Origin of the sequence: Streptomyces sp. NPDC051133 (assembly GCF_040682635.1) — a bacterium.
Lineage (GTDB): Bacteria > Actinomycetota > Actinomycetes > Streptomycetales > Streptomycetaceae > Streptomyces.
Map to the genome: position 1 here is coordinate 1 of NZ_JBFBBK010000056.1, position 22,951 is coordinate 22,951.

A 22,951-nucleotide genomic window follows, 5' to 3' on the forward strand; every position below is an offset into this window, starting at 1 on the left:
AACGGCATCCACCGCAACGTCATACGGGAATCCTCCGGCAACCCCAAAGCCATCAACCTCTGGGACTCCAACGCCAAAGCCGGCACCCCCTCCAAGGGCCTCCTCCAGGTGATCCAGCCCACCTTCGACACCTACCACGTCCCCGGCACCTCAACCGACATCTACGACCCCGTCGCCAACATCACCGCAGCCTGCAACTACGCCTACCACCGCTACGGCTCCATCGACAACGTCAACGGACCGTACTGACCAGCTTCGGTGCCGCCGGCGGCCGCCGACCGGGGCGCGACCGGCCGTCGAGGCTCCGTGCCGGGCTAGATCACGGAAGAAGTGACGGCAGCCTCTCCGACAGCGGGCATGGTGGCGCAGACGACAGCCGCGCTCTCGAGAGGGAGGCGTGTCCGGTCGTCGCTGGCCAACTCTGCTTAGGCTGCTACCTGGTGACTGACGCCAAAAGGCGCCCTGTGCGGGCGGCGCGCGCCAAGCGAGCCCCGTCTCCTCTCCGCTCCGGACAGGAGACGGGGCTCGCGTGGCGTGCCGTCTGAGTAGAGCTGTCCCGGCCGTGAGGAGCACGGCGGAAAGGCCGGGCTTGCCCCCGCCGCCGATGTGGGTCGGAGCCAGGGGTTGGGGGGGTGGGGGGGCCTCTCCCGCGGTTGGCGCTGATGCTGCCGCCCCCACCGAGGCAGCGGATGCCAAGGTCGCGGGCGAAGGTCTGTGACCGTACGGAGTCCTTGGTGGTGCGGGAACCCCAATGCGTCCCGCCGTGCTGCCGAGCCATCGCCGTGGCCAGAACTTCGTGATCTCTTGTCCGGTCCCGGTGCGGATGCCGTAGCCGACGAAGCCCTTGCCCCAGGGGCGCATGCCTTGAAAGAGGCTCACAGGCAGCGGGCTGAGAGATCTTGTCATGCGGCTCATCCAGCCAGTTGGATGAGCCGCATGACAGCGTCCGACAGAGGCACCTTCCAGCAGCGCATCAGCCCCTACCCGATATCGACGCCCCGCTCCACGTGGGAGCGGTTCAACGTGGCGAAAACCGACTCCGGCTGGCCCCTGTTGATCGCGAACCTTCTGCTCGGTGCGGCAGCCGCCGGCCTGTGCACCTACCTCAGCGCATCGCGCGGCCGGTCGTTCCTGCTCTTCGCTGTCGCCCTGGCGGGGCACGCCGTCAGAACCCTCTACGTCATGGTCTGCCTTGCCCGAGACGAGAGCGATCGACGGACCACAGGAAACGCTGCCGAAGCCCGACGCAGCACCGGCCGGCACAGATGATGACACTGGCGTCGTGTGGTCGAAGCCGCGTACGCGGCGCGGGCCGACGCCCTGCTGCGGCACATCGGGCACGAAAGCCGTCCGCGCGCCACGGCCGAGGACTTCGCCGGCTTCTGGAACACCACCCTCGAAGCCGCCCTTGCCGAGGCCTTCCCACTCGGTAGGCCTCCCCCAGTCTCTGGACGTCAGAAGTCGTACGGCTTCTTGGTGTTCCAGTTCAACACATCGGCCTCGTTCCAGCTGAACTGCGGCTTCTGGCCCTTGATGTCGACGGAGTAGAACGGGCCGGTGTGACCGCCCGCGTCGCGCAGCGCGATGGCGAACGACTGCGCCGTGTGGTGCTTCGAGCCGTAGTCGAAGAGGTTCACCGCGCTGTACACCTTGCCGCCGGGCTGGAGCATGATCTGCTTGTCGCCGCCCGGGGCGTCCTTCGTCGAGTGCGGCAGTGCGGGGCCATCGACGTCGTCGCCCAGCTTCACGGCCGGATAGGAGGTGACCCAGCACGGTTTGCTGCCCTCGTTTGACGCGGTGACCAGCAGGTGGTCGCCCTGCTGACCGGCGAACCGGTGCACCGCGGTGACCAGCATTTCGTCCCCCCGGCACTGCTGAACGGCGGCCGTTGCGCCCTTGCTCGCCACCTTGCCCGTCCCGCCCGAGGCCGTCGCCGAACGCGTCTTGTCCTTGGTGGTGCCACCGCTGTCGGCCTGCTCCGCAGCGCCCTTGGTGTCCCCGTGGGACGCGGACCGGCTCTGCGCGGTGCCGGCGGCGTGGTCGCCGCCCGCCGCCTTCGAGCCGTCATCGGCGCCGCCGCACGCGGTCAGGCCCAACGCCAGCCCGGCGGTGACGGCGGCCAGGGTGGCGCGCCGAGGCACCGGCCCAGTGCGTTCGCCATACCCGCATGGAGCGGCTCGGCGAGGAGACTGTCGGATAATTACATGCCCCTGATCAGGTGATGGCGTTTCCCCTGATGTGGGCCATGAGGGAGCTCCGCCGTACCACCAGCGTGCGCGGGCGCGTTGGCGGCAACATGGAATCGCGCCGTCACTATCGAATGGCTTCTCCCGACGCGAGAAGACCGACACACAATGCCCGGCAATCACAAGGGAGTACGCGGAAGCGGCCCGCCCAACTGGGCTGCGCGAAGCGGCAAGCGGGCAGCCGGTTCGCGCCCGCGTGTCCGGGCGGGCCGGAGCGCGTCATCGAGTCGCCTTCAGGACGCCGGACCAGGCGGGTGCCTGTGGGCCGGCGAGGATCGAACGGCTGCGCTCGGCGGCACTTGTGCGGCCGTCAGCCGGAGCGGCGGATGCTGCGGCTTCCGGGCCTGGCGACGGCGCCCCGCATGCGGGACATCTCCCAGGCCCGTCGAGGGGTACGACTTGCCGGCCCAGGGCCTGCTGCAAGGCCAGTTCGACGGCTGCGGGCGCGAACAGTGCGCCGGTGCCGTCGGGCGGAACCAGCCAGCGGAGCGGCCCGGCGGCCCGGTCCGGCGGGGGGACCGTGAGCCAGGCACCCCTGCCGAGGTAGCGGGTCCCTGAGCCGACCCAGCGTCCGGTCGGGTCGGGCGGCAGGAAGAAGCCCACCCGGCGAGCAAGGGTGTCCGCCAGGGCGGGGCCGGGAGCCTGAGGAACGCAGAGGAGAGCGTCGAGGGCCAGCACGCCGAGTTCTTGGGGCACACTCAGCACGTCCCAGAACCGCCCGCATGCCAGCACCGCCGTCTCGTTCTCCCCGTGCCACTGCCGTTTGCACGCTCGGGGGTCGATTGCTGCGGCGGCCAGCCATTCCCTGGCCTGCCTCGCGTTTCCTCGCATGGCGCTTCTCCGGGATCCGTGAGCCGACGTGGTCCGCGTACGTCCTCATCCGTCGGGCGGTCAGCCCGACTCGCGTCATGCTGTTGCATATTTCTATTTGGCGGAAGGGGTGGCGAACCATGGCGAAAGGCTATGAAATGTTCGGTTTGGGAACGCGCGTTCCCTGCTCCTCGGAATTCTGCTCGAGGTCATGACCGGCAAACTGTCATGTGCCGGAATCCGGCGTGTCTGGCGGTACGTATGGCGCAGGACCGGCGCCGCGCTGTGCGGGCGGCCTGTGGACCCTTTGGCGTCCCTGGTGGAAACAGCGGAGCGTCTCGACTACGGCGCCGGTCAGCCCAATGGCGCTGATGACACGGGACGTGAACTCCGGTGACCCATTTGAGAATCAAACTGCTCGCCCTCGCCCGGGCGACGGTGGTCGCCGCCCCGGCTCCGAGTACGCGGTGCGGTGGTCGGGGGTGGTGACCGCACGGTCGGGCACACGGCCGGCGGGCCGAAGACCGTTCCTTGCGGTCTTCGGCCCGCCGACGGGGTGTGGTGGCCGTGCCGGTCATGACGACGGGCGGCGAAGGGCGCGGCCGGCGCCCGCGTCACAACTCGGCCTCCAAGGTGAGTCAGCGGTGGCCGAAGTAACGGTCGTCACCCCTGCGCCGGTCGTCGTGCCGGTCGTGGTGCCAGCCGTGGTGGCGGTCCTGGTACCGGTCCCGGTCGTGTCGGTCCCGGTCCCAGTCCTGTCCTCGGTCCCAGCCCCGGCCCCAGCCCCAGCCGTGACCTCGGTCCCAGTCACGGTCCCGGTTCCAGCCGTGCCCCCGGTCCCGATCCCGGTCGCCGAAGTGACCGTCGTGGTCGTGGTCGCTCCTGTGGCTGTACGAGTAATTCCTCCCGTCGTTGCGGTCATGGTCGGCTCCGGCGGCCAGGGCTGGAATGGCGGCCGCGGCAACGAGGGCGCCCGAGGCCACACAGGTGGCGATGAGGCGGACCGTCGTACGAGAAACAGACATCAATCTGTCACCTCACGTTCGTGCACACCGGGCCGGTGTGCGATCCGGTGTTCCCGGCTCGGTGCCGAGGTCCCACACTGTGGACCTCCACGGCGACGCCGGATCGACGAAAGGATTCGTGTTACAAAGCGGGGATATTTCCGTAACTCTCCCTTGTATGGGGCATCGAGGCCGGGGAGGGTCTGACGCCGGCCTTGCCAGGGTTCCGGATCACGCTGCGAGCAGGGAAGAGGCGGCTGACGGTCCGTGGGGCCCTTGGCGGTCTCGTTGCCTCACCTCCTTCGAATGGCTCAGTGACTTCCGTAACGAAGGGGGGCGTCTGTTCGGGGGACCCATTGCGGTCGGCGGCGATTCGGGTCAATGGGAGCAGGGCGCTGTCGTCACTCTCGGACGCCCTCGTGGAGGCAGGCTCGCTCCTGGCAGGGCTCTGGTCGGCATCCGTCAGAGACCGGTCAGGCGGACGTTGCCTGACGGGCGAGTGCCGTTGCAGTCCGCCGCGTTGCCGTCACGCACGGCCTGGTTGCGCGTTCAGGATCGTTCCCGGCAGCGATGTGACGGCCGCCGAAACCATCGACGACCGCACGGCTCACTCGTGGGCGGACTCGCTCGGAGTGCCGCAGGCCGCCAGGGCCTTGGCCGACCGGCTCCTGTGATGACGGAACCGGCGCAGGTAGGACCGCGCCATGGGGCCCGGGGGGACGCCCCGGGCGAAGGCGCGCATGTTGCGCTCGCCTGTGTTGTACCCCAGGGCAAGGAGCTCGTCGCGGGTGTAGCGGCGCGTCCGCCGCTGCGGAAGGCTCTGGTCGAGGTCCTTCAGATACAGGACGGCTGCGCGGATGGCGAAGGCCGGATCGTCGCGAAGGTCCTGCCATCGCCCCGACAGGCCGTGCGTCCGTTGCACCTGCTCGAACGTCGCACGGTGCATGTTGGCCACGCCGAAGGACGCCCCGGGCTTCCACCACTGCCACAGCCGCTCCAGCAGCGGATGATGGGGCTTGTACGCCTCGTTGTGGAGCACGGTCATGACCAGCAGAGGCGACACCGCGGCCTCCTCGGCGCTACGCAGCACGACAGCGGCGTAGTCGGCCGGATCGTAGCCGCCGGGCAGCAGCGGTGGAGTGCCCACCTCGCGGGCGTCCGTCTGACGGGACATCAACTTTGACGCGGGTGTCGATCTCCTGGCCATGCCCACTCACTTCCCCTTGCCGCCCGGCCGCCGTGCGGAGCGGGCAGCAGGCCCGTTCCCGGAGTGCGCGTGCCCGCGCGGTGCCGCCCTCAATCCAGTGCGGCGGAGCGGTACCGGGGTTTGGGTGAGCGGCCGGCTTCCACCGAGTCATGCCGGGCTTTTCATCCAAGTGATGAGCCGGGTCCACAAGCCGCCCTTGGCTCTCGGTCCGGTCGGCACCGGCCTCGTTCGACGTACCGGCTCCCCCGCGCGTGCACCTGTCCGCGCCGCCGACTCACATACGCATCGCTGATGTGTCGGCACGTCGACGAGCACTTGGTCCACGTGTCTCCCGCAGCCCTCGTAGGTCACCTTCCGGCAGGACTCGCAGACCGCGCGCTGACACATTTCTTCCTCCAATGACGCCGACTCAAATGTACGGGTCAGTAATATCAACAGTTTCGTCACAGCCGGATTTCACATTCTCACCACAAAGAATGTCCGGATGCGCACGAGCTCCACGGAGAGTCGACTCTCGTCGACAGAGGACCCAGCCGTGAGGTCGCGTCAGCCTTCAAGGAAGCTTCGCCGTCGGCCGCGAATATCCCATCATCATGGACATAGGACGATAAGTGTCGCCCGACGTTTCTCACCCAGCGGCGTCAAGCGGTCACGGTCACGGATGTCCCCCAGGTTGCTCGGGGCACCGACACAGTGGTTCCATCACGCCCGGCCGATAAATGGAGGAGCCATTCCGCATTGTGACAGGCCGTCACCGCGTCGTTTTCGAGATCGTCGGCCTGGCGCGGCGACGGCATGAGACCGAGAACGGACAACCGCTCACCGGACGGGTGTTGTGCGCCGGTCAGAAGGGAGCAACGTGGGTTGCTCGCACACCGTTGGATGCCCCCTCTTCCCCTTGCTCAGATCGAGCTTGCAGGGTTGGCGCGACTACTACTGTGACAGCGACGATCACTGGCGTGGCTGCGCGCGCTACCAGATGTCACTGACCGGAGAGCGGGTGCCGATCAGCCTGTTGCCCAACGGAGCCCGCGCGCGACACCTCGAAGACGCGGCCACCGACACGGGCCGGTCCGACGCCGCCGACCCGGGGCAGGGGGCCCGGCAGGCCCCGCCGCCCCGGCAGCAGTCGTGGTCGCCGGAAAGTGCGTCATGGTCGCAGCCCGCACCTGCCCATCCGCCACAGCCATCAGGGCCTGAACCCGCAGCGGCGGAGAACGGGACGTGGTTCGGGGCGGCCTCCGCACCGATCCAGGCCACGCCCTACCGACCGTCACCGTCCCCGCAGATTCCCCAGCCTCCCGACCGCCCCTCCCGGCACGCACGCCAAGAGTCCCGTCCGAAGCGCGGCTTGTGGGCTCGATTCACCGAATGGATGGGAGGCCCCGCATGAGCGGCTACTGGCCCTGGTGGGCCGGCGCTGCCGGGCTCGCCTTGATCACCATCAACTACGCCCTCACCACGGACCGGTCCTTCGGTGTGTCGTCCGCATGGGATCGCGTGTTGCACTGGCGCAGGGAGCGGCGACTGGAGCGCATGGACGAGGAGTTCAGCGACGAGCGTGCTCTGGCTGACGCCCTCGCCGCGGCTACGGCCGAGCACTTCGGCACCGGCCCCGGCGCGCCGACCGTGCCGCCGGTGCCGCCGGTGGCGTACGGGACGTCACAGCAGGTCGAGGCGGACGCCGAGCCGCTGGTGAGTGAGGACACCCCGGTCACCGGCCCGCAGCCGGCGCCGTTGGTCACCCAGGCCGCTCTGCTGGTGTCGATCTTCATCGGCGGACTGATCGCCGCACTCACCTCCGGCCGGTTCCACCTCCGCTTCGACATGGGGCCGGGATTCCGCGACCTGGTCACTGCCGATCCGCTCACCATGCTCGTCCTGCTGTTCGCCGGGGGCGTGCTGGTCGGCTTCGGCACTCGGCTGGCCGGTGGGTGCAGTTCCGGCCACGGACTCAACGGCTGCGGTCGGCTGCGCCCGGTCAGTCTCGTTGCGACCGCCGTGTTCTTCGGTACCGCCGTCGCGGTGTCGTTCCTGCTGTGGAAGGTGATCTGATGCGTACTCGGGGCGCGATTCTGCTGGCCAACATCATCACCGGACTGGCTCTCGGCTTCACCGTCTCCAACATCGGCTTCGGCGACTACGCCGAGCTGAACCGCATGTTCACCTTCCAGGACACGCGCATGCTCCTCTCCTTCGCCGGCGCGGTCGTGATCATCGTGTGCGCGTTCGCTCTGCTGCGGATCCGCCGTACTCCCGGGCGCATCCACGCCGGCGTGATCCCGGGCGCAGTACTGTTCGGTACGGGGTGGGCGATCTCCGGCGGGTGCCCGGCCATCCCGATCATCCAGGTCGCCGGCGGGTACCTCCCCGCCCTGGTCACCATCCTGGGCGTCACCGTCGGCATCCGGCTGTGCCGGTGGGCCAACGCCCGCTACTTCCACCTCGACCGCGGCTCCTGCGGCCTGTGACGCCGAGCTGACCCTGCGGCACCCGTATGTGCTCCATTCGGGGCTACTGCGGTTACGGACAGCGCGGTGGGGCGTTAAGCGTGCATGAGCGGAAGTCACAGACGGAAGCGGTCAAGGTCGCGAGCATTCGAACAGGTGCAAGCGCAGTTGGCGCGTGCGGCTGCTGCGATGACTGCGGGAAAGAAGTCACCGCAGCAGGAGGTGGGAGAAACGGTTCGCCCGGCGGGTGCGCAGCCGGGCGGCGGCCACGGTACGACGATGCCGGGTACGACGGAACCGGTCGCAGGCGGCAAACCCCCGACCTGAACGTCCACGGCAGGCCGACGTGCTGTTCATCGCCTGTACAACGGCCCTCACCGTCGGCCGTCAAGGCACCGTGCCGGACTCCTTCACCCGAGACGTGCCGCCCCTCCTACGCGAGCGGCCCCCGTCTCATCTCCGGTCGGGAGAGGAGGCGGGGGCCGCGTGATGTGCCGTCGGTCGGTTCGGTCAGCTGCCGGTCGTGTGGCGGCGGCGCCACCAGACGAGGGCTGCCCCGGCCGCGAGGAGCGCGGCGGCGATTCCGGCGATGGTGAGGACCTGTGTGCCGGTGCTGGCGAGGCCGCCGCCGTCATCGTCCTTCGACGGTGCCGGCGCGCCGGTGGGGCTCACGGTCGCCGTGGGCTTTGGTGCCGGGCTGGACGTGCCGGTCGGCTGCGGGCTGGGTTTGCCCCCGCCGCCGGTGTGGGTGGGATTCGGAGTGGGGGTGGGGGTGGGGGTGGGGGTGCCTCCGCCGCCGCTGGTGTCGATGTTGCCGCCACCGCCGAGGTAGGTGGTGTCGGAGTCGCGGGCGGAGGTCTGTGACCGTACGGAGTCCTTGGTGGTGCGGGGAAGCGTGCGGTGCTGGGTGGTGAACTCGACGCGGCTCACGTTCCGCTTGGGCGCCTTGGAGAAGTCGACGCCGCCCACACCCTGGTTGTAGGCCTGGCCGCCGTATTCGAGCTTGAACCACTCGATGCCCTCGCGCAGGGACTTCATGTACCGGTCGTAGACGGACTGCTTGGTCCACGTCGCGTTGGGCGCGCGCAGCGGCCAGCGCTTGACGTTGTTGGAGTTGATGATGGGGCGGAAGTCGGTCGGCTTCTTCGCGTCCTGCTGACGGATCCACTCGGCCGCGACCCGCGAGGCGTAGACGCGGCGCAGGTCCTTGTACGCGTCGCCGGTGTTGACGGCCTTGTCCACGCCCGGCATGACGTACTGGCGCAGCAGACGCTCCGACTCGCGCTTCTGGGCGTCGGTGAAGGTGCAGGTGCGGGCGCCCGGCGCGTGCCAGGCCATGTCCATCCACTCGGTGGACACCTTCAGCGGGGCGTCCAGGATGTAGATCCCACCGTCCTGCTCACGTACCTTCGCCGGCTTGGGCTCGATCCACAGCCGCACCTCGGGGAAGCAGGGGATGCCGTCCTTGTCCTTGACCTCCCCGTCCCAGAAGTTCTTAGCCGCCGGGTTCTTCTCGGGGTTCATCTGGTGGGCGAAGTCGGCCTTCATGGCCAGGTCGGCCTCCAGCAGGACGCGGCCCGCGTCGGTGGAGGCGAACGTGGAGTCCATGATCTTGTCGGGCTGGTCGGGGTTGAGGTTGACCCAGAACTTGTCCGGCGTCAGCGCCAGCCACGTGAACATGGAGTCGCTCGCGAGCTGGAGGTCGGCCTTCCCGCCCCAGCCCGGAGCGGTGTCCTCGTCGGGCGTGAAGTCGGCCTTGAAGGAGTAGTCGAGAGCCTTCCCCTTGACCGGGTTCCCGACGTACTGAAGCTGGAGGGTGGAGAAGTCGACGCCACCCGGGCCGCGGCCGAGCGCGCTCCGGGTGTTGATCTTGTTGAAGTCCTTCTGGATGCGCTGGCCCTCGGCCGGGGTGCGCCCGGACGCCCAGGCGATGTCGTTGATCGGTCCCTGGGTGCCGGTGTTGGGGCGCGGGTTGAAGACCGGGTAGGTCTTGGTCCACTTCGTCTGCGGCCACAGGGCGCGCGCGGTGGCGCGCTTCTCCACGATGCGCACCTGGTTGCCAGAGGTGCCTCGTTCGCTCTTCAGTGCGTTGTTGAGGCTGTTGTAACGCTTGACGGTGGTGTCGGAGGCTTTCTCACCCGCGAACATCGACATCCGCGACTTGGTGAAGTCGTACTTGTCGTCCTTGTGGCGAAGGATGACCTGGTCGGCCTTGTACTGGTTCGGCTTGTACTTGCCGTTCGACTTGAACTCGCCGAGCTCGCCGCTGCGTTGATTGTAGGCGTCGTAACGGCGGGACGCGATGAGCTTGTCGTCCTTGTCACGGATCTCGATCGTGACCTCGCACAGCCAGTCCGGGCCGATCAGGTTGAAGTCCTGGACCGTCTTCCTCTCGAAGACACCGCCCTTGGAACTGTTGGCCTGTCCGTTGATCAGGTAGCGGGGAACCCAGTCCCGGAACGGCTTGGGGCGTGCCGACGTCGTCTTGTGCCGGTTGTAACGCGCATAGATCGCGTTCTTCATGTCATCGACGTTGTGGGACTTGGCGTACTTGGCGTCCCAGGCGTCGATGTCCGCCCGGCTGGACCCTGCAGCGTCCAGGTCGGCCTGGGTGGGGACGGGGACGTTCTCGAAGCCCTTGAACTCGTTGTTGTAGTAGTACTCGCCGTCCGGCCCGGGTGCGACCCAGTGCGCGTCCGGCATCGGCGCCCCGGACAGCGGCGGCGTGGTCGGGTAGGTCTTCTTCAGGTGCATTTCGTCGCACCGCTTGCCCGTCGTGATCTTCGCGTAGTCACCGGGCGCGGCATGTGCGGTGGCGGGCAGCCCGACCAGCATCATGCCGGTGGCCGCCAGGAGCGTGAGCGCGGTCTTCAGGCGCCTCGGAAGGCGGGCGCGTATCGGTCTTCTCACGTACGTGTCCCTGGTCCTGGGGGCCACGGGACGGGTGGTATTCGGGCGGCGGGAAGTGGGGCCCCCGTGTCATGTCTCCGTCCGCCGGCGCTCCCCACCTTAGAGGCACTCAAGTGCTCCTGTGCAAAGGGTTGTTGATGTGGCGGCGTGTCGACTCGGCTTCGGCCGGTGCGGTGTTGTCGTACCTGTCGGCTACGGTGCGGGTATGACTGCGCCTTCCGGGACCCCCTACGACCCGACCCGCAACCCCGACCTGTTGGCATGGCTGACCGAACGGCGGACCGGGTTCGAACGGTGGGCGGACGAGGCCGGCGGGGGCGGCCTGTTCGACTTCTCGCCCGCCTCGCTGGACAGTCTGGAAGGTATCGTCCGGGACGGTTTCGAGACCCCGGAGGACGTCACCGAACAGCGCCGCACCCCGTTTGTTCAGGGGGCCGTGTGGTATCTCGGTGAGGTGTTCTGCCGGCACAGGGGCACGGTGTGGAAGTACGAGCCTGACTTCGACACCGGCCGGCCGGCGCCGTTCTTCGCCGCCCAATCCGCAGGGGTGCTGGACACACCGTGCGTGGGCCTTCCCGGAGCGCGCCCGGGTGAGAACTGGTACCCGCTGAACATGATCCGGCGTCTGCTGATCGATGAGGACGAGGTCGGCAACCGGGTCGATGAGCGGCTGCTGGGCATGCTGGAGGGCTGGTACGAGGACGAGGACGACGAGGAATAGAGGGCGCAGGGGCATTTGGGTGCCGTCTTGCACGACGTATGCCCGGTGGACGATGGGCCGCTTCTCACCGCGGACGAAGCGGGCCACCGCCAGATGCTCAGGTACCCAGGCGCTCAGGCGCTCAGGCGCTCAGGCGCTCAGGCGCTCACGGTCCCCCATCACCACGACGGGGTGGAGGCGGGGATCGAGGGTGCGCAGGAGGGTCCTCATCCCGGACTCGGGAACGGTGACACAGGCAGACGTGCCGTCACCGTGGTCCAGGTGCAGCCATATGCCGCCGCCCTTCTCCACTCCCTGGGGACGGCTCCAGTCGAACGGCGGGACGCCCTTGAGCCGGTTGTAGTCGATGGCGATGACGTAGTCGAAGTCGTGGGCGTGCTCGTCGCCCTCCTCCGTCATGGACGCGAAGGCGTTGTCGTCGTACCAGTACGGCAGGCGGCTGCCCGGATCCTTGAGAGACCCTCCCGCATCCGTCAGGGAGAACGCACCGACGGGACTGCGCTCGTCGTCCATGTGATGGTCGGTCGTCCAGCCCAGCCTGCCGTTGTGCGCGGGCCAACTGCCCGCGCGTTTCCAGGCGGTGTCCTGCTTCTCGTAGAGCACGACGGTGCTCTCGGCGGAGTCCCGGTCGTCGCCGTAGACGACCACCGCCTGACGGCTGTCGGCCGGTACGCGCTTCCATATGCGGCTTCCGACGCCCGGGAGGCGGGGGCCCGCCTCCGGGCCCAGGGACCCGGACGCCGCCGGGTTGTTGAGACCCGGTGCGCCGGCGCGGCTCGTGTGCCCGTCGGCTCCGGTGCACGCGGCGGTGCCGGCCAGCAGCACACCGCAGGCAAGAGCCACGGGTATGGCCTGACGCACCCCGCCACGCCGCGCCGACACAGGACAAGCCGGTATGACATTGAATGTCCGCATGATCAGGATGCTGCGGCGGACGACCTCGGCATGCATCCGGAGACGGCATCCGGCCTAACAGCCGCGTCTTGCGCCGGGGGGGTTCGCGGGGGTCGTCGGGATTCCGTTCTTCCTCGGTCGGCGCGTGACCCGCCGTCGCGCCAACGACGGGCGACAGCCGTCACGGCCGTCTCACTCACGGCGGGCCGGAGTCCGGGACCGGCGTGCCCGGCGATTCCGGCTTCGGGCCTCTGGCCGTAGTCAGTACGCGGGGGTGGCGCACTCCACCCAGATCGTCTTGCCGGTGAGGGAGTAGCGGGTTCCCCATCGGTCGGCCATCTGCGCGATCATGAAAAGGCCACGACCGTCTTCATCGGTCTCGGCCGCCTGGCGCATGTGCGGTGAGGTGCTACTGGCGTCGGACACCTCACAGATGAGTGAAGTCGCACCCCAAGGCAGCACGTCTGCCCGCTCGGGCGGCGCCGCCTCGCAGGTACGAAAGGCGTCGTCGGAACAGCTGGACGTCGATCGGCCGCAGACCCCGATCGCCGGGCCGGGCGGGACAGGGCAGGAGAGCTGCGGGGGCGGCCAGACCGCGGCAAGGAAGGTTCGGCCGGCCTCCTGCAGTCAGCAACCGGCGCGGTGACGGGCTCGCTGAGATCTTGCAGGTCCGTGCAGTGAGGTCCGACAGCGCCTGCAAGGCTGCCCGTCGCCGACCCCCACCAGAGGCGTACCTCACGGTTCGTCCGCGAGCCGCGCCGTGCGGGGCACAGGCACGAGGGTGCGAAGGTCGATGACGCGGTAGCCGCGGGCGGCGATCGCGTCGAGGATCCGTGGCAGGGCCTGCGCGTCGATCACCTCACTCTGGCCCTCGGTCGTACCGACGTGCATCTGCACGATCGCGCCTGGGCACAGGGCGTCCAACGCCCTGTGCACCGCGCGGTCCACGCTCATGCCGCCCTCGGTGCCCATCCATCCGTTGGTGTCGGTGGTGAACTCGATGTCCGCGAAGCCCAGCCCGTTGACCTCCCTGATCTGGGCAGGGCTGGTCTCACTGCAGGGAAAACGGAAGAAGGGCGTCAGGGCTCCGCCTGCGCCGGCCGCGCGCAGAGCCCGGTCCGCCGCCTGGACCTCACGGCGCCTGCCGGCCGCGGTCAGCTCCTTGAAGTAGGGGTGACTGTAGGAGTGGTTGCCCAGCCCATGCCCCGCAGCCGCGATCCTCCTCACCACCTCGGGGTACCGGTCGGCGAAGTCGCCGGTCAGGAAGAACGTGGCAGGACTGCGCCGGATGGCAAGCTCACCGAGAACGTCGTCGAGGCCCGCGTCGTTCCAAGCCGCGTTGAACGTCACCGCGACCACCCGCTCGTGCGTACGGATCACACGGTCCTCCGAACCGAACAGCACCCGCAAGCATCCCTCTTCCCCCGCCACCCAGGGACCGCGAGCAACCCGGCAGCCACCCCGAGCATGTGGCAGGGCACAGCACGACGCGCGACGACTCCCAGGCGTGTTCCCATGCCTTGGCCATCGGCCACCCGGAGCTCGTCCCTGAGCCCTCGCATGCATGCGAGGCTCGCCGGCCTCACGGGTGACGCATGCGAAGCACAGTGGCGCCGCCGGCGGGAGGCGTCCGAGGCCGTACAGGCGGCCATCACCGCGCACGCCGAAGCCGCCGACTCCAGTCGGTACGAACCGGGGCAGACCACGAAGAAAGCCGTCCGGCACGTCCAGAAAGACCCGGCCGTCGAACAGCCGGTGCTTCCTACCGCTGGCGGGCGTCCTGCTGGTCGGGCCGGGCCGCGCCGTGGGCGAAGCCGGCCTTCTCAAGATCGGCTGACGCAGATCGGCTGACGCGGTCCGTGGTCGTGGCCACTGTCGGCGCTGCCGGCCACCTGCCGATCAGACGGCTGCCGGGCCCTGACCATGTGGAGGTTGCCGTGCCGGGGAGCCCCGTCCGTGTCTCAGTCTCCGGCTTCCCCTTTGCTGCTCGGTGAGCTGCTACTGGTGGGAGAGGCGCTGACGCTGCCGGAAGGACTGCCCGACGGACTGGCGGAAGGGGTTGCCGTCCGCGGGGGCGAGGTGGGGCGGCGGCCACTGGATGCTCGCGGGGTCGGCGTCGCCTTCGCGGGTGGCGGCGTACTGGTGGCGGCAGGAGGCCGAGGTAACGGTGACGTGCTGCGGGTCGCCGTCGGCACAGGGTGCCGGATCCCGTCACTGTCTCGGTCCTGGACGCCCTTTCCGGCCGGGTGTGCGGTCACACGCCCCGGTGAGGCTTGTGGATCCGGAACGCGAACCCCGGGCTCTTCGAGTGTCGGCGGTTCCGGAACCGAGGCCGCTCGCGGGGCCGTCGACTGAGGAAGGACCGATGCGGTGGCCAGGCCGCCGAGGAGGGTGAAGGCGGCTGCGGCAAGGGACCGGACGGCATACTTCTTCAGCCGCCCTGGACGGTCGTGCCGGTCAGCCAACAGGTCTTGCGCAACAGTTGGTGACCCGGACCCGGAAAGGGGCGGCCCAGAGGAACTCGGCTCCTCGCTCGAGCGGATCTCCGGCATCGCGGTCTCGACGGTCGGAGCACCGTCTCTCGGATCGCTCACCTGTGCCATCCCGGGGTCGAATGCCCCGCACTCCGGGCAGGTTACGGCGCCGTTGAGCGTGCGGCTGCACGGGATGCAGTAGTCCATGAAGCGACCGTTCTCAGTCCTTGAGTCGACGGGAGCGACGGCACCCGATCCAGGCAGGTGGGTCACCGGTTACCGGGGTCAACGGCTCGCATCCGATGAGCGCTCACCCGAAGGCCGGAAAGTGGGGTACGCAACTCTGCAGGCGGAGACGTTGATGGCCCAACGGTCGCGGCTCGATCCCGGCCGAGCGCCACTCACTTCCCACGGCTCGGCCGGCTTCCCCGTCCGCGTGCTCTTCGCTCCCGCGATGCCTGAGGCGGCGGGACCTTGGATGAGGCGTGGGTTACACACCGGCCGCGAAGTGAGAACGAAGCAGCACGGCTTACGTATCGCGTCCATGAGAAGACGAAGGGAAAGCGATCGCCACCCGGGACTTGGCCGCCGCCGACGAAGAAGTGGTCCCTCAGGACCAAGACAGCCTCAGGAGGACTCGGTGGGTCGCAACGACGTCAACCGTGAGTGGACTTCCGGCTCAGACCCTGACCTCGCTCAAGAGACCAGGAAGTCCTTCCAAGCCGTGCTGGACGCGTTGGATGCCGCACGCGCCGACCTCCTTCGCGACGAGAGCCGGGTACGCGTCGAGGGCCCGCCCCAGTCCCCGAGCCCGCGCGATCGCCCGACCCCGGCTTCCTCCACATCCGGCCGGGCACTGCCGGTCAGACGTGTGTCATCCGGCACACGACGAGAGCGTCCCGTGCCCCGTCGCCCGGCTGCCGATCGATCACCACCGACCGGTGAACCGCGTCAGGACACCCCCCGGGTTGTCGGGGCGGAGCCACCGGGACTGCCCAGAGGGCTGGGAGTCGCCCCGCCCCGGTCGACGGGAGAGCCATCGACGGCCGGCGGACCGGGCCCGGAGGTTGTCGCAGCAGCCGTGGCTCGCCCGACTCCGGTTCCCTCGCGAGAGAGCGCGCCGCGCAGGAGCCCCCCGCGGGGCGACGCCCGGTCAGAGCACCCCCATGGTGCTGCCGTCCCGTACGACCGGCTCGACACCGCGCCGTCAAAGGGATCTACGCCATCCGCCCGGGCACACGGGAGGCGGGCCGGTCGCGGACGGCGGCGACTCGCCGGCCGCCGGGGGCCGCGCATCACCGGAATCCTGGGCGTGGCCGCGGCGAGCGGACTGCTCCTGGCCACTTGGCTGCTGACCTACGACAACGCCGACACTGCGACCTCCTCTTCGCCTCCCCCGCACATGGAATCCGCACTGCCCGCGACTCCCGCGCCGAAGGAGCACTCTCCCCCGGCTCCAGGGCGGACGAACCGCCCGCAGCCCGGCACACCGGACCCACCGCTCCCCGAGGTCCCGGGCACGGGCGTGCTGCGCGAAGGCGACCGTGGCCATGGCGTGTACGAGTTGCAGGTACGTCTCCAGCAGATACCCGGCCTCTACGACGGCGGTCCGATCGACGGCCTCTACGGCGCGGAGGTCCGCACGGCAGTGGCCCTGTTCCAGAAGAGGTACAAGATCCGCGGCGATGAGACCGGGGTCTACGGCGACCGCACACGTTTTGCCCTCACGCTCCGGACCAGGTGACCAGCGACCGAAGGCCCGGGCCCCCGGAAGCCTCTGCCCCGCAAGGCCGTCGTCCGTCGTCCGCCGTGCCGCTCGACGGATACGCCTCATCCGCCCCGACCAGCACCTGAAGTCGACGGTGATGAGGCGTTGACCGACTTTCATCCGCGGCCGGGGCGGGCACCGAGCCCCTGACGTACCGTCGAACCTGTGACGTGCACCCTGAAATCCCGGCTGGTGGCCCAGTGAGCGGCTGGTGAGACCACTTGGAGGGACGGACCTGCCGAGAGGCCGATGCCGACGTGCTGCGCGACTGCCGGCTGTGGGACGGACAGGTGCGTTCGGGAGGCGCTGCGCCCGCTGAGGGTGGGCCTGCACGAAGCCGAGCGGGTGGCCCACGTGCGGTACGAGGCTCTGGGCGACCGTGTGCAGCGCAACGAAGGGAAGCTTCGTAACACCCACTGAGACGGCCCGCATCCCGCCGGCCGCCGGCATCCTGGTCGCCACTCCCGGACAGCCCTCCCCCGAACTGGTCCCCGCCCCCTGCTCGCCGTGTCCGACGTCCTGGGCACCGGCTGGTACGCCGCCGTCGCCGCGCCATCGCTACCCGCCATGCCATCGGGGAAGCCATGGGCATCCTCATGGGCAGCCACACCATCACCGAGGACCAGGCCTTCGACGTGCTGCGCCGCTGCTCCCAGGAGAGCAACGAAGCTCCGCGAGGTAGCCCGCCAGGTCTGTGAAGAAGGCACTCCGTCCTGAGGCGTGGTGGGGCGGCGCCCCCCGGCACGGTTACTGAACCGGGGGTGCCTGAGCCCGGCCGGCCCCCAGGGGAGCGCCGCCGACCCGGCCTGCACACCGAAGTCCCCCACACCGGCGATCCCACACCTGCGGTCCGGCGGGATGACGGCGCTCCCTGCGTACCCAGGCGCGCCAGGTGACGGCGCTGCCGTCGCTGTGGCGGCTGGAGCGACCGTGCCGGTTCAGGACCATGGCTGGTGGCACAGTCGGGCAGAGATCCACTCGCCGCATGCGTCGGGGACTGCGCCGGTCAGAGCGCGGACTGCGTGCCGTGGGTGTCCGTCGGGCGCGGCGTGACGAGGAACCGCACGTCAGGGCTGGACCTGGAGCGCCCAGGCCTCCGGCACGCCGAGGTCGTCGTACAGCCGCCGGCGCTGGCCGGGGCTGAGGGTGGTGGTGGCCGCGGCCAGGAGGCCGGCCTCCTGGCCCGGAGCCGCCTCGATGACGCCTCGCGCGATCGCTGCCCGCACGGCGGGCGGCAGAGCGGGAAGCATCCGGCGAAGGTCGGTCAGAGCCTCCTCGGGGGTGCGGGAGGCACGGAAGGCGGCGAGGACTGCGCCCAGCTCGGTGTCGCCGGCGTACTGCCACAGGGCCGGCATCGCGACCGTCTCCTCGAGGTGGAGGTGTGCGAGGTAGGCGCTGATGACTTCGTTCAAGGCCAGGTAGAGGGCGTGCTGGGCCTCCGGCAGGGCCTCGGCGGGGGTGCCGGGGAGCGAGCGTGCCTGCTCGTCGAGTGTGGTGAAGGCGGCGTCGAGGCGTATGTGCTCGGCGTCCAGTGCGTCGGCTGCCTCGGGGGCCCGCTCGCGCAGGAGCTGGTGGATGAAGGTGTCCTCGTGGTCGGCGTGCTCGCGCAGTTCCTGGGTCATGGCCAGGCAGCGCTCCGCCTGCTCGGCAGCGGCGCCGCTGGAGGTGATGTCCGCGGCGCCCAGTTCGGTGGCGAGAGTGAACAGCCGCACACGCTGTCCCATGTGAACGTTCCGGTAGAGGTCGATCTTGGGCATGGTCTGTCCTTCGGGGTGGCCGATCCAGTACACTGACAACACATTGTCTATCTAGCAACATGTTGTCAAGTGAAGGAGTGTGCGATGCCGGACGAGGCAGCCCTGTTGATCGCCGACGTCTTCGAGGCAGCCGGGGCCCTACGCCGGCTCGGCGAGCAGACCGCCGCCGCGGAAGGCCTCACCCAGGCCCGATGGCAGGTCCTCAGCGCCGCCTCCGAAGACCCGCTCACCGTCCCCCAGGCCGCACGCCGCCTCGGCGTCAGCCGCCAGAACGTCCAGCGCGTCGCCAACGACCTCGTGTCCTCCCGGCACGCCTCCTACGAGCCCAACCCGGACCACCGCGGCTCCCCCCTGCTCACCCTCACGCCCCGCGGCAGGGAGTCACTCGCCCGCGTCACCGCCAGAGCCGAACGACTGCACCGCACCCTCTTCGCGACCATCCCCGACGAGGAGATCCACGCCACCAGGACATCGCTGCGGCGCCTGCTGTCCGAACTCGACCGCCACGAAGGCGAAGCAGGCAAGCGCTAGACGGAGGCCAACTGCGGACGGGGGCCTTCCTTCAGCCCCCCATCGCACGCCGTCCGGGCCTCCCGCGTACGCACCCGCACCCGACCCTTCTTGGCTGAGGTGACGGCTGCCGATGAGCGTGCCCGTGCCGACCGCGGGCATGCCGTCGAGGCGCGGGCGGGTCGTCAGCCGCAGTCCCGGATCCACGCTTCGGCCCGACCACACCCACGCCGAATCACCAGCGCCCGTCGCCCCCCCGTTTTGCCTCTGTTTCCCGTCACATGATCCGTCGCTCGTGACGGCATTGTCCTGAGTCCGTGACACGGCACGTTCTGGTAATGCGGCGCAAGCCGAGGGGTTGTTACGGTCCCGACCGGTGTGCGGCCGACACGGCCGCCTGATCAGGGGGACGTCCCGACATGAATGCTCATCGCCTCAGACCCGCCGCCATCGCGCTCGCCGCGGCCGTGCTGGCCGCAGTGCTCACCGGTTGCCAGGGGAACGATTCCGCTGCTGGAGCCGAGGGCTCGCCGAGCGCCGCCACGGCGAGCCAGGTGTCCGGCACGTCCGGCGGCGGCAAGGGCGGGGCCACGGGGCGCACCGGAGGGTCGGGACGGGCGGGTTCCACGGCGACCGCGTCGCCGGGTCCGGCCAGCGCCGGAACGCCCGCAGCAACGCCCGCTTCAGAGGCCCCCGGCTCGGTCGAGCCCACCGCGCCGGGCTGTGTCGACAAGGCGCCGGACCCGGACCACGTCGACCCCGACGAGATCGCCGTCTACCGCGTCGAGGAACTCCCCGCCAGCACCGGAAAGGTCAACCTCGTCATTCAGCACGGGGCGTGGGGATGCCCCGGCAAGGACTCCGACGGAACGTCGTTCACCGTCACCGGCGAGGACAGCCGCTGGGCCCTCGACCAGGCCGCGTACATCACCGCCACCAACCCCATCGTCGCCGGCAGCAAGAATCAACGCATCGGCGTCCAGGAGCTGATCGACTGGATCAAGGCGCACCCCGACTCAGGTTTGGTGTTCAAGTACGCGACCGGCGACGACGGCGCCATCCACAGCCTGGAGCAGGTCTACGCGCCGTAGCCACCGGACCGCCCGCCCCGGCACGAAGGAACGTGGAGGCGAGCGGACGAACGCGTGGATCCACGGCTTCCGACGGCTACGGATCCGCAGGGAGATCCGCGACGCCATCCTCGAGGCGCTCCTGAGGCTCGCCTGCTGTGTGATCACCTGCAGGCGAGTCCAGGCATCGTGTCAGCTCCTCCAAGACATCAGGCATCCGCGCGATGGGGCAGTCGCCATTCCTTGCGCGGGAAGTGGCAGGTGTAGCCGTCCGGGTAACGCTGCAGGTAGTCCTGGTGCTCGGGCTCGGCCTCCCAGAAGGGGCCGACCGGCTCCACCTCGGTGACGACCTTGCCGGGCCACAGTCCGGAGGCGTCCACGTCCGCGATCGTGTCCTCGGCGATCCGCTTCTGCTCGTCGTCCACGTAGTAGATCGCCGAGCGGTAACTGAGGCCGATGTCGTTGCCCTGGCGGTTCTTGGTGCTCGGGTCGTGGATCTGGAAGAAGAACTCCAGGATCGCGCGGTAGTCGGTCTTCGCGGGGTCGAAAAGGATCTCGATGGCCTCCGCGTGCGTGCCATGATTACGGTACGTCGCGTTAGGCACGTCACCTCCCGTGTATCCGACCCGGGTCGCCGTCACGCCCGGGAGTCGGCGGATCAGCTCCTCCATCCCCCAGAAGCATCCGCCTGCCAGTACGGCCCTCTGCGTCTGCGCAGTCATTTCGGCCCCTCCAATTTCTGTCAGCTCAACCACTCGGCTCGCACACCACCGGCATGCCTGCCCGGCATCTTCAACGCGTGAGGGTTCCGGGCGATTCCGATCCCCCTCAGCCCCGCCCACGGAGCGCACCCGTAGACCCTTACAGTGCTGCGGCCGCAACTCTCCGTCACGGCGAACCACGGTCGACGATCAGTGGCTGGACGACGTGGGTCACCAAGGCGTGTTCTCGCCCCCTGGGTGTCGAGGATCGATGGGCTTCGGGACACGAAGACATCGTCGCCAAGGCGGTCGAGGCCCTGGGTGAGTCCCCTATGCTGCCGAGGCAGTTGGTATGAACGGTCCATTCAGGGGGCGCGGAGACGCATGGCCGACGAGATCAGATACGAGTACAAGTCCGTGCGGACAGTCCGCGGCACCGACGGTTCGGTGATCTCGAAGATGCAGAAGGAGGGCTGGGAGCTCGTAGAACAGGACCGGGGCACGCTTCGTTCCACCCTCACCTTCCGTCGGCCGAAGAAGCCGCAGCCGTGGCTGCTGATCGGCGCAGCGGCAGCCGTCCTGGTGGTCCTGGCCATCGTCATCGGTGTTGCCTCCGCGCTCAGCGGCGGAGAGGATGAGGAAGACGCGTCGAGCAGGTCGACGGCCATGGCGAGCAAGAAGCCTTCCGCTACGCCGGCTCCGGCCGCAGCCGAGTCGGCTGCGGCTGAAATGATCACACCGCAGAACAACCCGGAGTTCGCGGCGCTGCTGAAGGCGGACTCGTGCGACGACGCGAACCTGGACTTCGCGACCAGGCACAAGGGCGCGACGGTCGCGTTCAACGGCTCGATCGTGAACACGGCGCACCACGGTGACTACGACACCCGCTACGACTTCCTCCTCGGCCCGGGCGACAAGGGACCGGACACGACGGTCGGCCCGGCCTTCACGTACGAGGACGTCAACGTCTCCGACCTGAAACTGACCGGCAAGAAGATCCCTGCGACCGTCGGCACAGGCGAGAAGTTCCGCTTCGTCGCCAAGGTGGGCGAGTTCAACGCGAACCAGTGCCTCTTCTTCCTCGACCCGGTCTCGACGGAAGTGCGGTAGTCAGCACACGCCCTTGTAAGCGAGCCGATGCTTCCTCACGCCCCTTCCGTGTCCGGTCTCCCGTATCCACTCTGGAGCAACGGCCACGGCCGGGTTCGAGCCGTGAACAGGGGTGTTCAACAGGGGGTTGGGGATGTACGCCACAGAGGGACGTCGCCGGAGGGTACGGGCTCGCGCCGGCAGGTTTCTGTCAATGGTCACCGCCGTCTGCACGGCGCTTCTGATCAGTACCGGGTCGTCGCACGCCGCCCAGCATCAGAACGCCAACGAGTACGCGTTGTGGAACTTCCATGGCGCGAGCGGCTTCTGGAACATCGACCAGCGCGTCCAGATCACACACAAGGCGAACCACTCCTACTGGGCGATGCTCTGGGATTTCACGGCCACGCCGGGCAAGGGCGGGTACATGGGACTGCAGACCGACGGCGTGCGTTTCAACCACACGACCGGTGAGACAGCGATCTTCTCGCTGTGGAACGCCACCGGCAGCAGGGGAAGCGGTTGCGGAGTCTTCGGCGGCGAAGGGACGGGCCGCAGTTGCAGGATCTCGTACGCCATCGACCCGCAGACCGACTATCGGCTCCGTGTATGGCGCCTGGAGGCGGACTCCGGTGGCCAGTGGTGGGGTGCCTGGATCCAAAACGTGAAGACCGGCGTCGACACGCCCATCGGCGGTCTTCGAACACCGCGTGGCCAAAGCCTGTTGGGCGTACCGTCCAACTTCAGCGAGTACTTCGGCAAGGCCGTCGCCTGCAGCAAGGTTCCGCGGTCGGTGGCCTACTTCACGCAGCCTGCGGCCAACGCCCAGGGCGGCGGCCGCTACCAGTACACCTCCACCTACAAGTCCTCTACCCGGGGCGACTGCACCGGCGGTTCCGTGTCGCTGGTGAACCTCGGCTGGACCAAGGCCGCCAGGGTGATTCTCGGCGGGCCATGACACTGGGCGGAGCAGAGTGCCCGGCACTACCGCCATCCGCTGCAGCACCACAGACGCGCATGGCCGTGGAGATCGTCGGTCCGCTGGTCGTCTGCGGCGCGATCAGCACGCGAGTCATTTCGTGCCTCAGCTCCCGCGGTGTGCTCACCCGATTCCGAGGCGGCGGCGCTTCGGGGCCGGTCGCCAGGGCGTCGGCGGTTTCGTGGAGCGCCGACGTCGGCGCTAACGCCCCTGGCGCTGGTGGCCGCGAACGGTGCTGAGGGTCCGATCCGCCCGAGGTGGCCGTCGCCTTGGCAGGGTTCCCAGGGCTGTGAAACGCTCGAATCAGTAGCAAATGTGACCTTCGCCGCATGTCGATGGCTCATGAGGGCGTCGGCCTGTC

At 69.0% G+C, this 22,951-nt stretch carries 19 protein-coding genes and 3 pseudogenes; 12 read left to right on the top strand and 10 right to left on the bottom strand.

Going from position 1 to position 22,951, the window contains the following annotated elements:
* On the top strand, positions 1-249 hold a 249-nt coding region (locus tag AB0N17_RS37400), incomplete at its 5' end, for a transglycosylase SLT domain-containing protein (RefSeq protein WP_366016114.1).
* Between the two features lie 687 nt (positions 250-936).
* The gene (locus tag AB0N17_RS37405) at positions 937-1,269 is read left to right on the top strand and encodes a hypothetical protein (protein ID WP_366016115.1); all 333 of its coding nucleotides are present in this window, start codon (positions 937-939) and stop codon (positions 1,267-1,269) included.
* 185 nt (positions 1,270-1,454) lie between these two features.
* On the opposite strand, the gene AB0N17_RS37410 is transcribed toward AB0N17_RS37405, so the two are convergent.
* The 4 genes from AB0N17_RS37410 to AB0N17_RS37425 form a co-directional block, all read right to left on the bottom strand.
* Positions 1,455-2,141 carry a DUF4232 domain-containing protein gene (locus AB0N17_RS37410; RefSeq protein WP_366016116.1) on the bottom strand — a complete coding sequence of 229 codons (687 nt, stop codon included), beginning with the start codon at positions 2,139-2,141 and terminating at the stop codon, positions 1,455-1,457.
* Positions 2,142-2,465: 324 nt separating this feature from the next.
* Positions 2,466-3,077 carry a hypothetical protein gene (locus AB0N17_RS37415; protein ID WP_366016117.1) on the bottom strand — a complete coding sequence of 204 codons (612 nt, stop codon included), beginning with the start codon at positions 3,075-3,077 and terminating at the stop codon, positions 2,466-2,468.
* A 617-nt stretch (positions 3,078-3,694) separates the two neighbouring features.
* Positions 3,695-4,081 carry a hypothetical protein gene (locus tag AB0N17_RS37420; protein ID WP_366016118.1) on the bottom strand — a complete coding sequence of 129 codons (387 nt, stop codon included), beginning with the start codon at positions 4,079-4,081 and terminating at the stop codon, positions 3,695-3,697.
* A 586-nt stretch (positions 4,082-4,667) separates the two neighbouring features.
* The gene (locus AB0N17_RS37425; protein ID WP_366016119.1) at positions 4,668-5,234 is read right to left on the bottom strand and encodes a lytic transglycosylase domain-containing protein; all 567 of its coding nucleotides are present in this window, start codon (positions 5,232-5,234) and stop codon (positions 4,668-4,670) included.
* 1,422 nt (positions 5,235-6,656) lie between these two features.
* Here AB0N17_RS37425 and AB0N17_RS37430 point away from each other — a divergent pair.
* Together AB0N17_RS37430 and AB0N17_RS37435 are read left to right on the top strand one after the other, a co-directional pair.
* Positions 6,657-7,322: a YeeE/YedE thiosulfate transporter family protein gene (locus AB0N17_RS37430; protein ID WP_366016120.1), complete on the top strand. Its 666-nt coding sequence runs from the start codon at positions 6,657-6,659 to the stop codon at positions 7,320-7,322.
* Complete coding sequence (locus AB0N17_RS37435) at positions 7,322-7,738, top strand: YeeE/YedE thiosulfate transporter family protein (RefSeq protein ID WP_366016121.1); 417 nt, start codon at positions 7,322-7,324, stop codon at positions 7,736-7,738. Before AB0N17_RS37430 ends, AB0N17_RS37435 begins: the two co-directional genes overlap by 1 nt.
* A gap of 489 nt (positions 7,739-8,227) precedes the next feature.
* Here the strand turns inward: AB0N17_RS37435 and AB0N17_RS37440 are convergent, their stop codons facing one another.
* Complete coding sequence (locus tag AB0N17_RS37440) at positions 8,228-10,627, bottom strand: LPXTG cell wall anchor domain-containing protein (protein ID WP_366016122.1); 2,400 nt, start codon at positions 10,625-10,627, stop codon at positions 8,228-8,230.
* A 205-nt stretch (positions 10,628-10,832) separates the two neighbouring features.
* Between AB0N17_RS37440 and AB0N17_RS37445 the strand changes: the two genes are divergently transcribed.
* On the top strand, positions 10,833-11,348 hold the full coding sequence (locus AB0N17_RS37445; protein ID WP_366016123.1) for a hypothetical protein: 516 nt from the start codon (positions 10,833-10,835) through the stop codon (positions 11,346-11,348).
* A 129-nt stretch (positions 11,349-11,477) separates the two neighbouring features.
* Here AB0N17_RS37445 and AB0N17_RS37450 read toward each other — a convergent pair whose 3' ends face one another.
* The 3 genes and pseudogenes from AB0N17_RS37450 to AB0N17_RS37460 form a co-directional block, all read right to left on the bottom strand.
* Positions 11,478-12,191 carry a hypothetical protein gene (locus AB0N17_RS37450; protein ID WP_366016124.1) on the bottom strand — a complete coding sequence of 238 codons (714 nt, stop codon included), beginning with the start codon at positions 12,189-12,191 and terminating at the stop codon, positions 11,478-11,480.
* Between the two features lie 312 nt (positions 12,192-12,503).
* Positions 12,504-12,683: pseudogene (locus AB0N17_RS37455) on the bottom strand (ATP-binding protein); the annotation flags it as partial.
* A gap of 294 nt (positions 12,684-12,977) precedes the next feature.
* Positions 12,978-13,622 carry a polysaccharide deacetylase family protein gene (locus AB0N17_RS37460; protein WP_366016125.1) on the bottom strand — a complete coding sequence of 215 codons (645 nt, stop codon included), beginning with the start codon at positions 13,620-13,622 and terminating at the stop codon, positions 12,978-12,980.
* Positions 13,623-16,271: 2,649 nt separating this feature from the next.
* Between AB0N17_RS37460 and AB0N17_RS37465 the strand changes: the two genes are divergently transcribed.
* Positions 16,272-16,460 carry a peptidoglycan-binding domain-containing protein gene (locus AB0N17_RS37465; RefSeq protein ID WP_366016126.1) on the top strand — a complete coding sequence of 63 codons (189 nt, stop codon included), beginning with the start codon at positions 16,272-16,274 and terminating at the stop codon, positions 16,458-16,460.
* Positions 16,461-17,032: 572 nt separating this feature from the next.
* Positions 17,033-17,201: pseudogene (locus tag AB0N17_RS37470) on the top strand (ANTAR domain-containing protein); the annotation flags it as partial.
* Positions 17,202-17,551: 350 nt separating this feature from the next.
* On the opposite strand, the gene AB0N17_RS37475 reads toward AB0N17_RS37470, so the two are convergent.
* A complete protein-coding gene (locus AB0N17_RS37475) occupies positions 17,552-18,241 on the bottom strand; it encodes a hemerythrin domain-containing protein (protein ID WP_366016128.1) in 690 nt (229 codons plus the stop codon).
* Positions 18,242-18,325: 84 nt separating this feature from the next.
* Here AB0N17_RS37475 and AB0N17_RS37480 point away from each other — a divergent pair, with 84 nt between their 5' ends.
* From AB0N17_RS37480 to AB0N17_RS37490, 3 genes and pseudogenes are all read left to right on the top strand, one after another.
* Complete coding sequence (locus tag AB0N17_RS37480; protein ID WP_366016129.1) at positions 18,326-18,772, top strand: MarR family transcriptional regulator; 447 nt, start codon at positions 18,326-18,328, stop codon at positions 18,770-18,772.
* A 398-nt stretch (positions 18,773-19,170) separates the two neighbouring features.
* Positions 19,171-19,842 carry a hypothetical protein gene (locus AB0N17_RS37485; RefSeq protein ID WP_366016130.1) on the top strand — a complete coding sequence of 224 codons (672 nt, stop codon included), beginning with the start codon at positions 19,171-19,173 and terminating at the stop codon, positions 19,840-19,842.
* Positions 19,843-19,882: 40 nt separating this feature from the next.
* Positions 19,883-19,987: pseudogene (locus tag AB0N17_RS37490) on the top strand (IS5/IS1182 family transposase); the annotation flags it as partial.
* 43 nt (positions 19,988-20,030) lie between these two features.
* On the opposite strand, the gene msrA reads toward AB0N17_RS37490, so the two are convergent.
* The gene (msrA, locus tag AB0N17_RS37495) at positions 20,031-20,543 is read right to left on the bottom strand and encodes a peptide-methionine (S)-S-oxide reductase MsrA (RefSeq protein ID WP_366016131.1); all 513 of its coding nucleotides are present in this window, start codon (positions 20,541-20,543) and stop codon (positions 20,031-20,033) included.
* A 363-nt stretch (positions 20,544-20,906) separates the two neighbouring features.
* On the opposite strand from msrA, the gene AB0N17_RS37500 reads away from it, so the two are divergent.
* Together AB0N17_RS37500 and AB0N17_RS37505 are read left to right on the top strand one after the other, a co-directional pair.
* Positions 20,907-21,632 carry a DUF4839 domain-containing protein gene (locus AB0N17_RS37500; protein ID WP_366016132.1) on the top strand — a complete coding sequence of 242 codons (726 nt, stop codon included), beginning with the start codon at positions 20,907-20,909 and terminating at the stop codon, positions 21,630-21,632.
* A 193-nt stretch (positions 21,633-21,825) separates the two neighbouring features.
* Complete coding sequence (locus AB0N17_RS37505) at positions 21,826-22,569, top strand: DUF3472 domain-containing protein (protein WP_366016133.1); 744 nt, start codon at positions 21,826-21,828, stop codon at positions 22,567-22,569.
* The last annotated feature ends 382 nt before the right edge of the window (positions 22,570-22,951 follow it).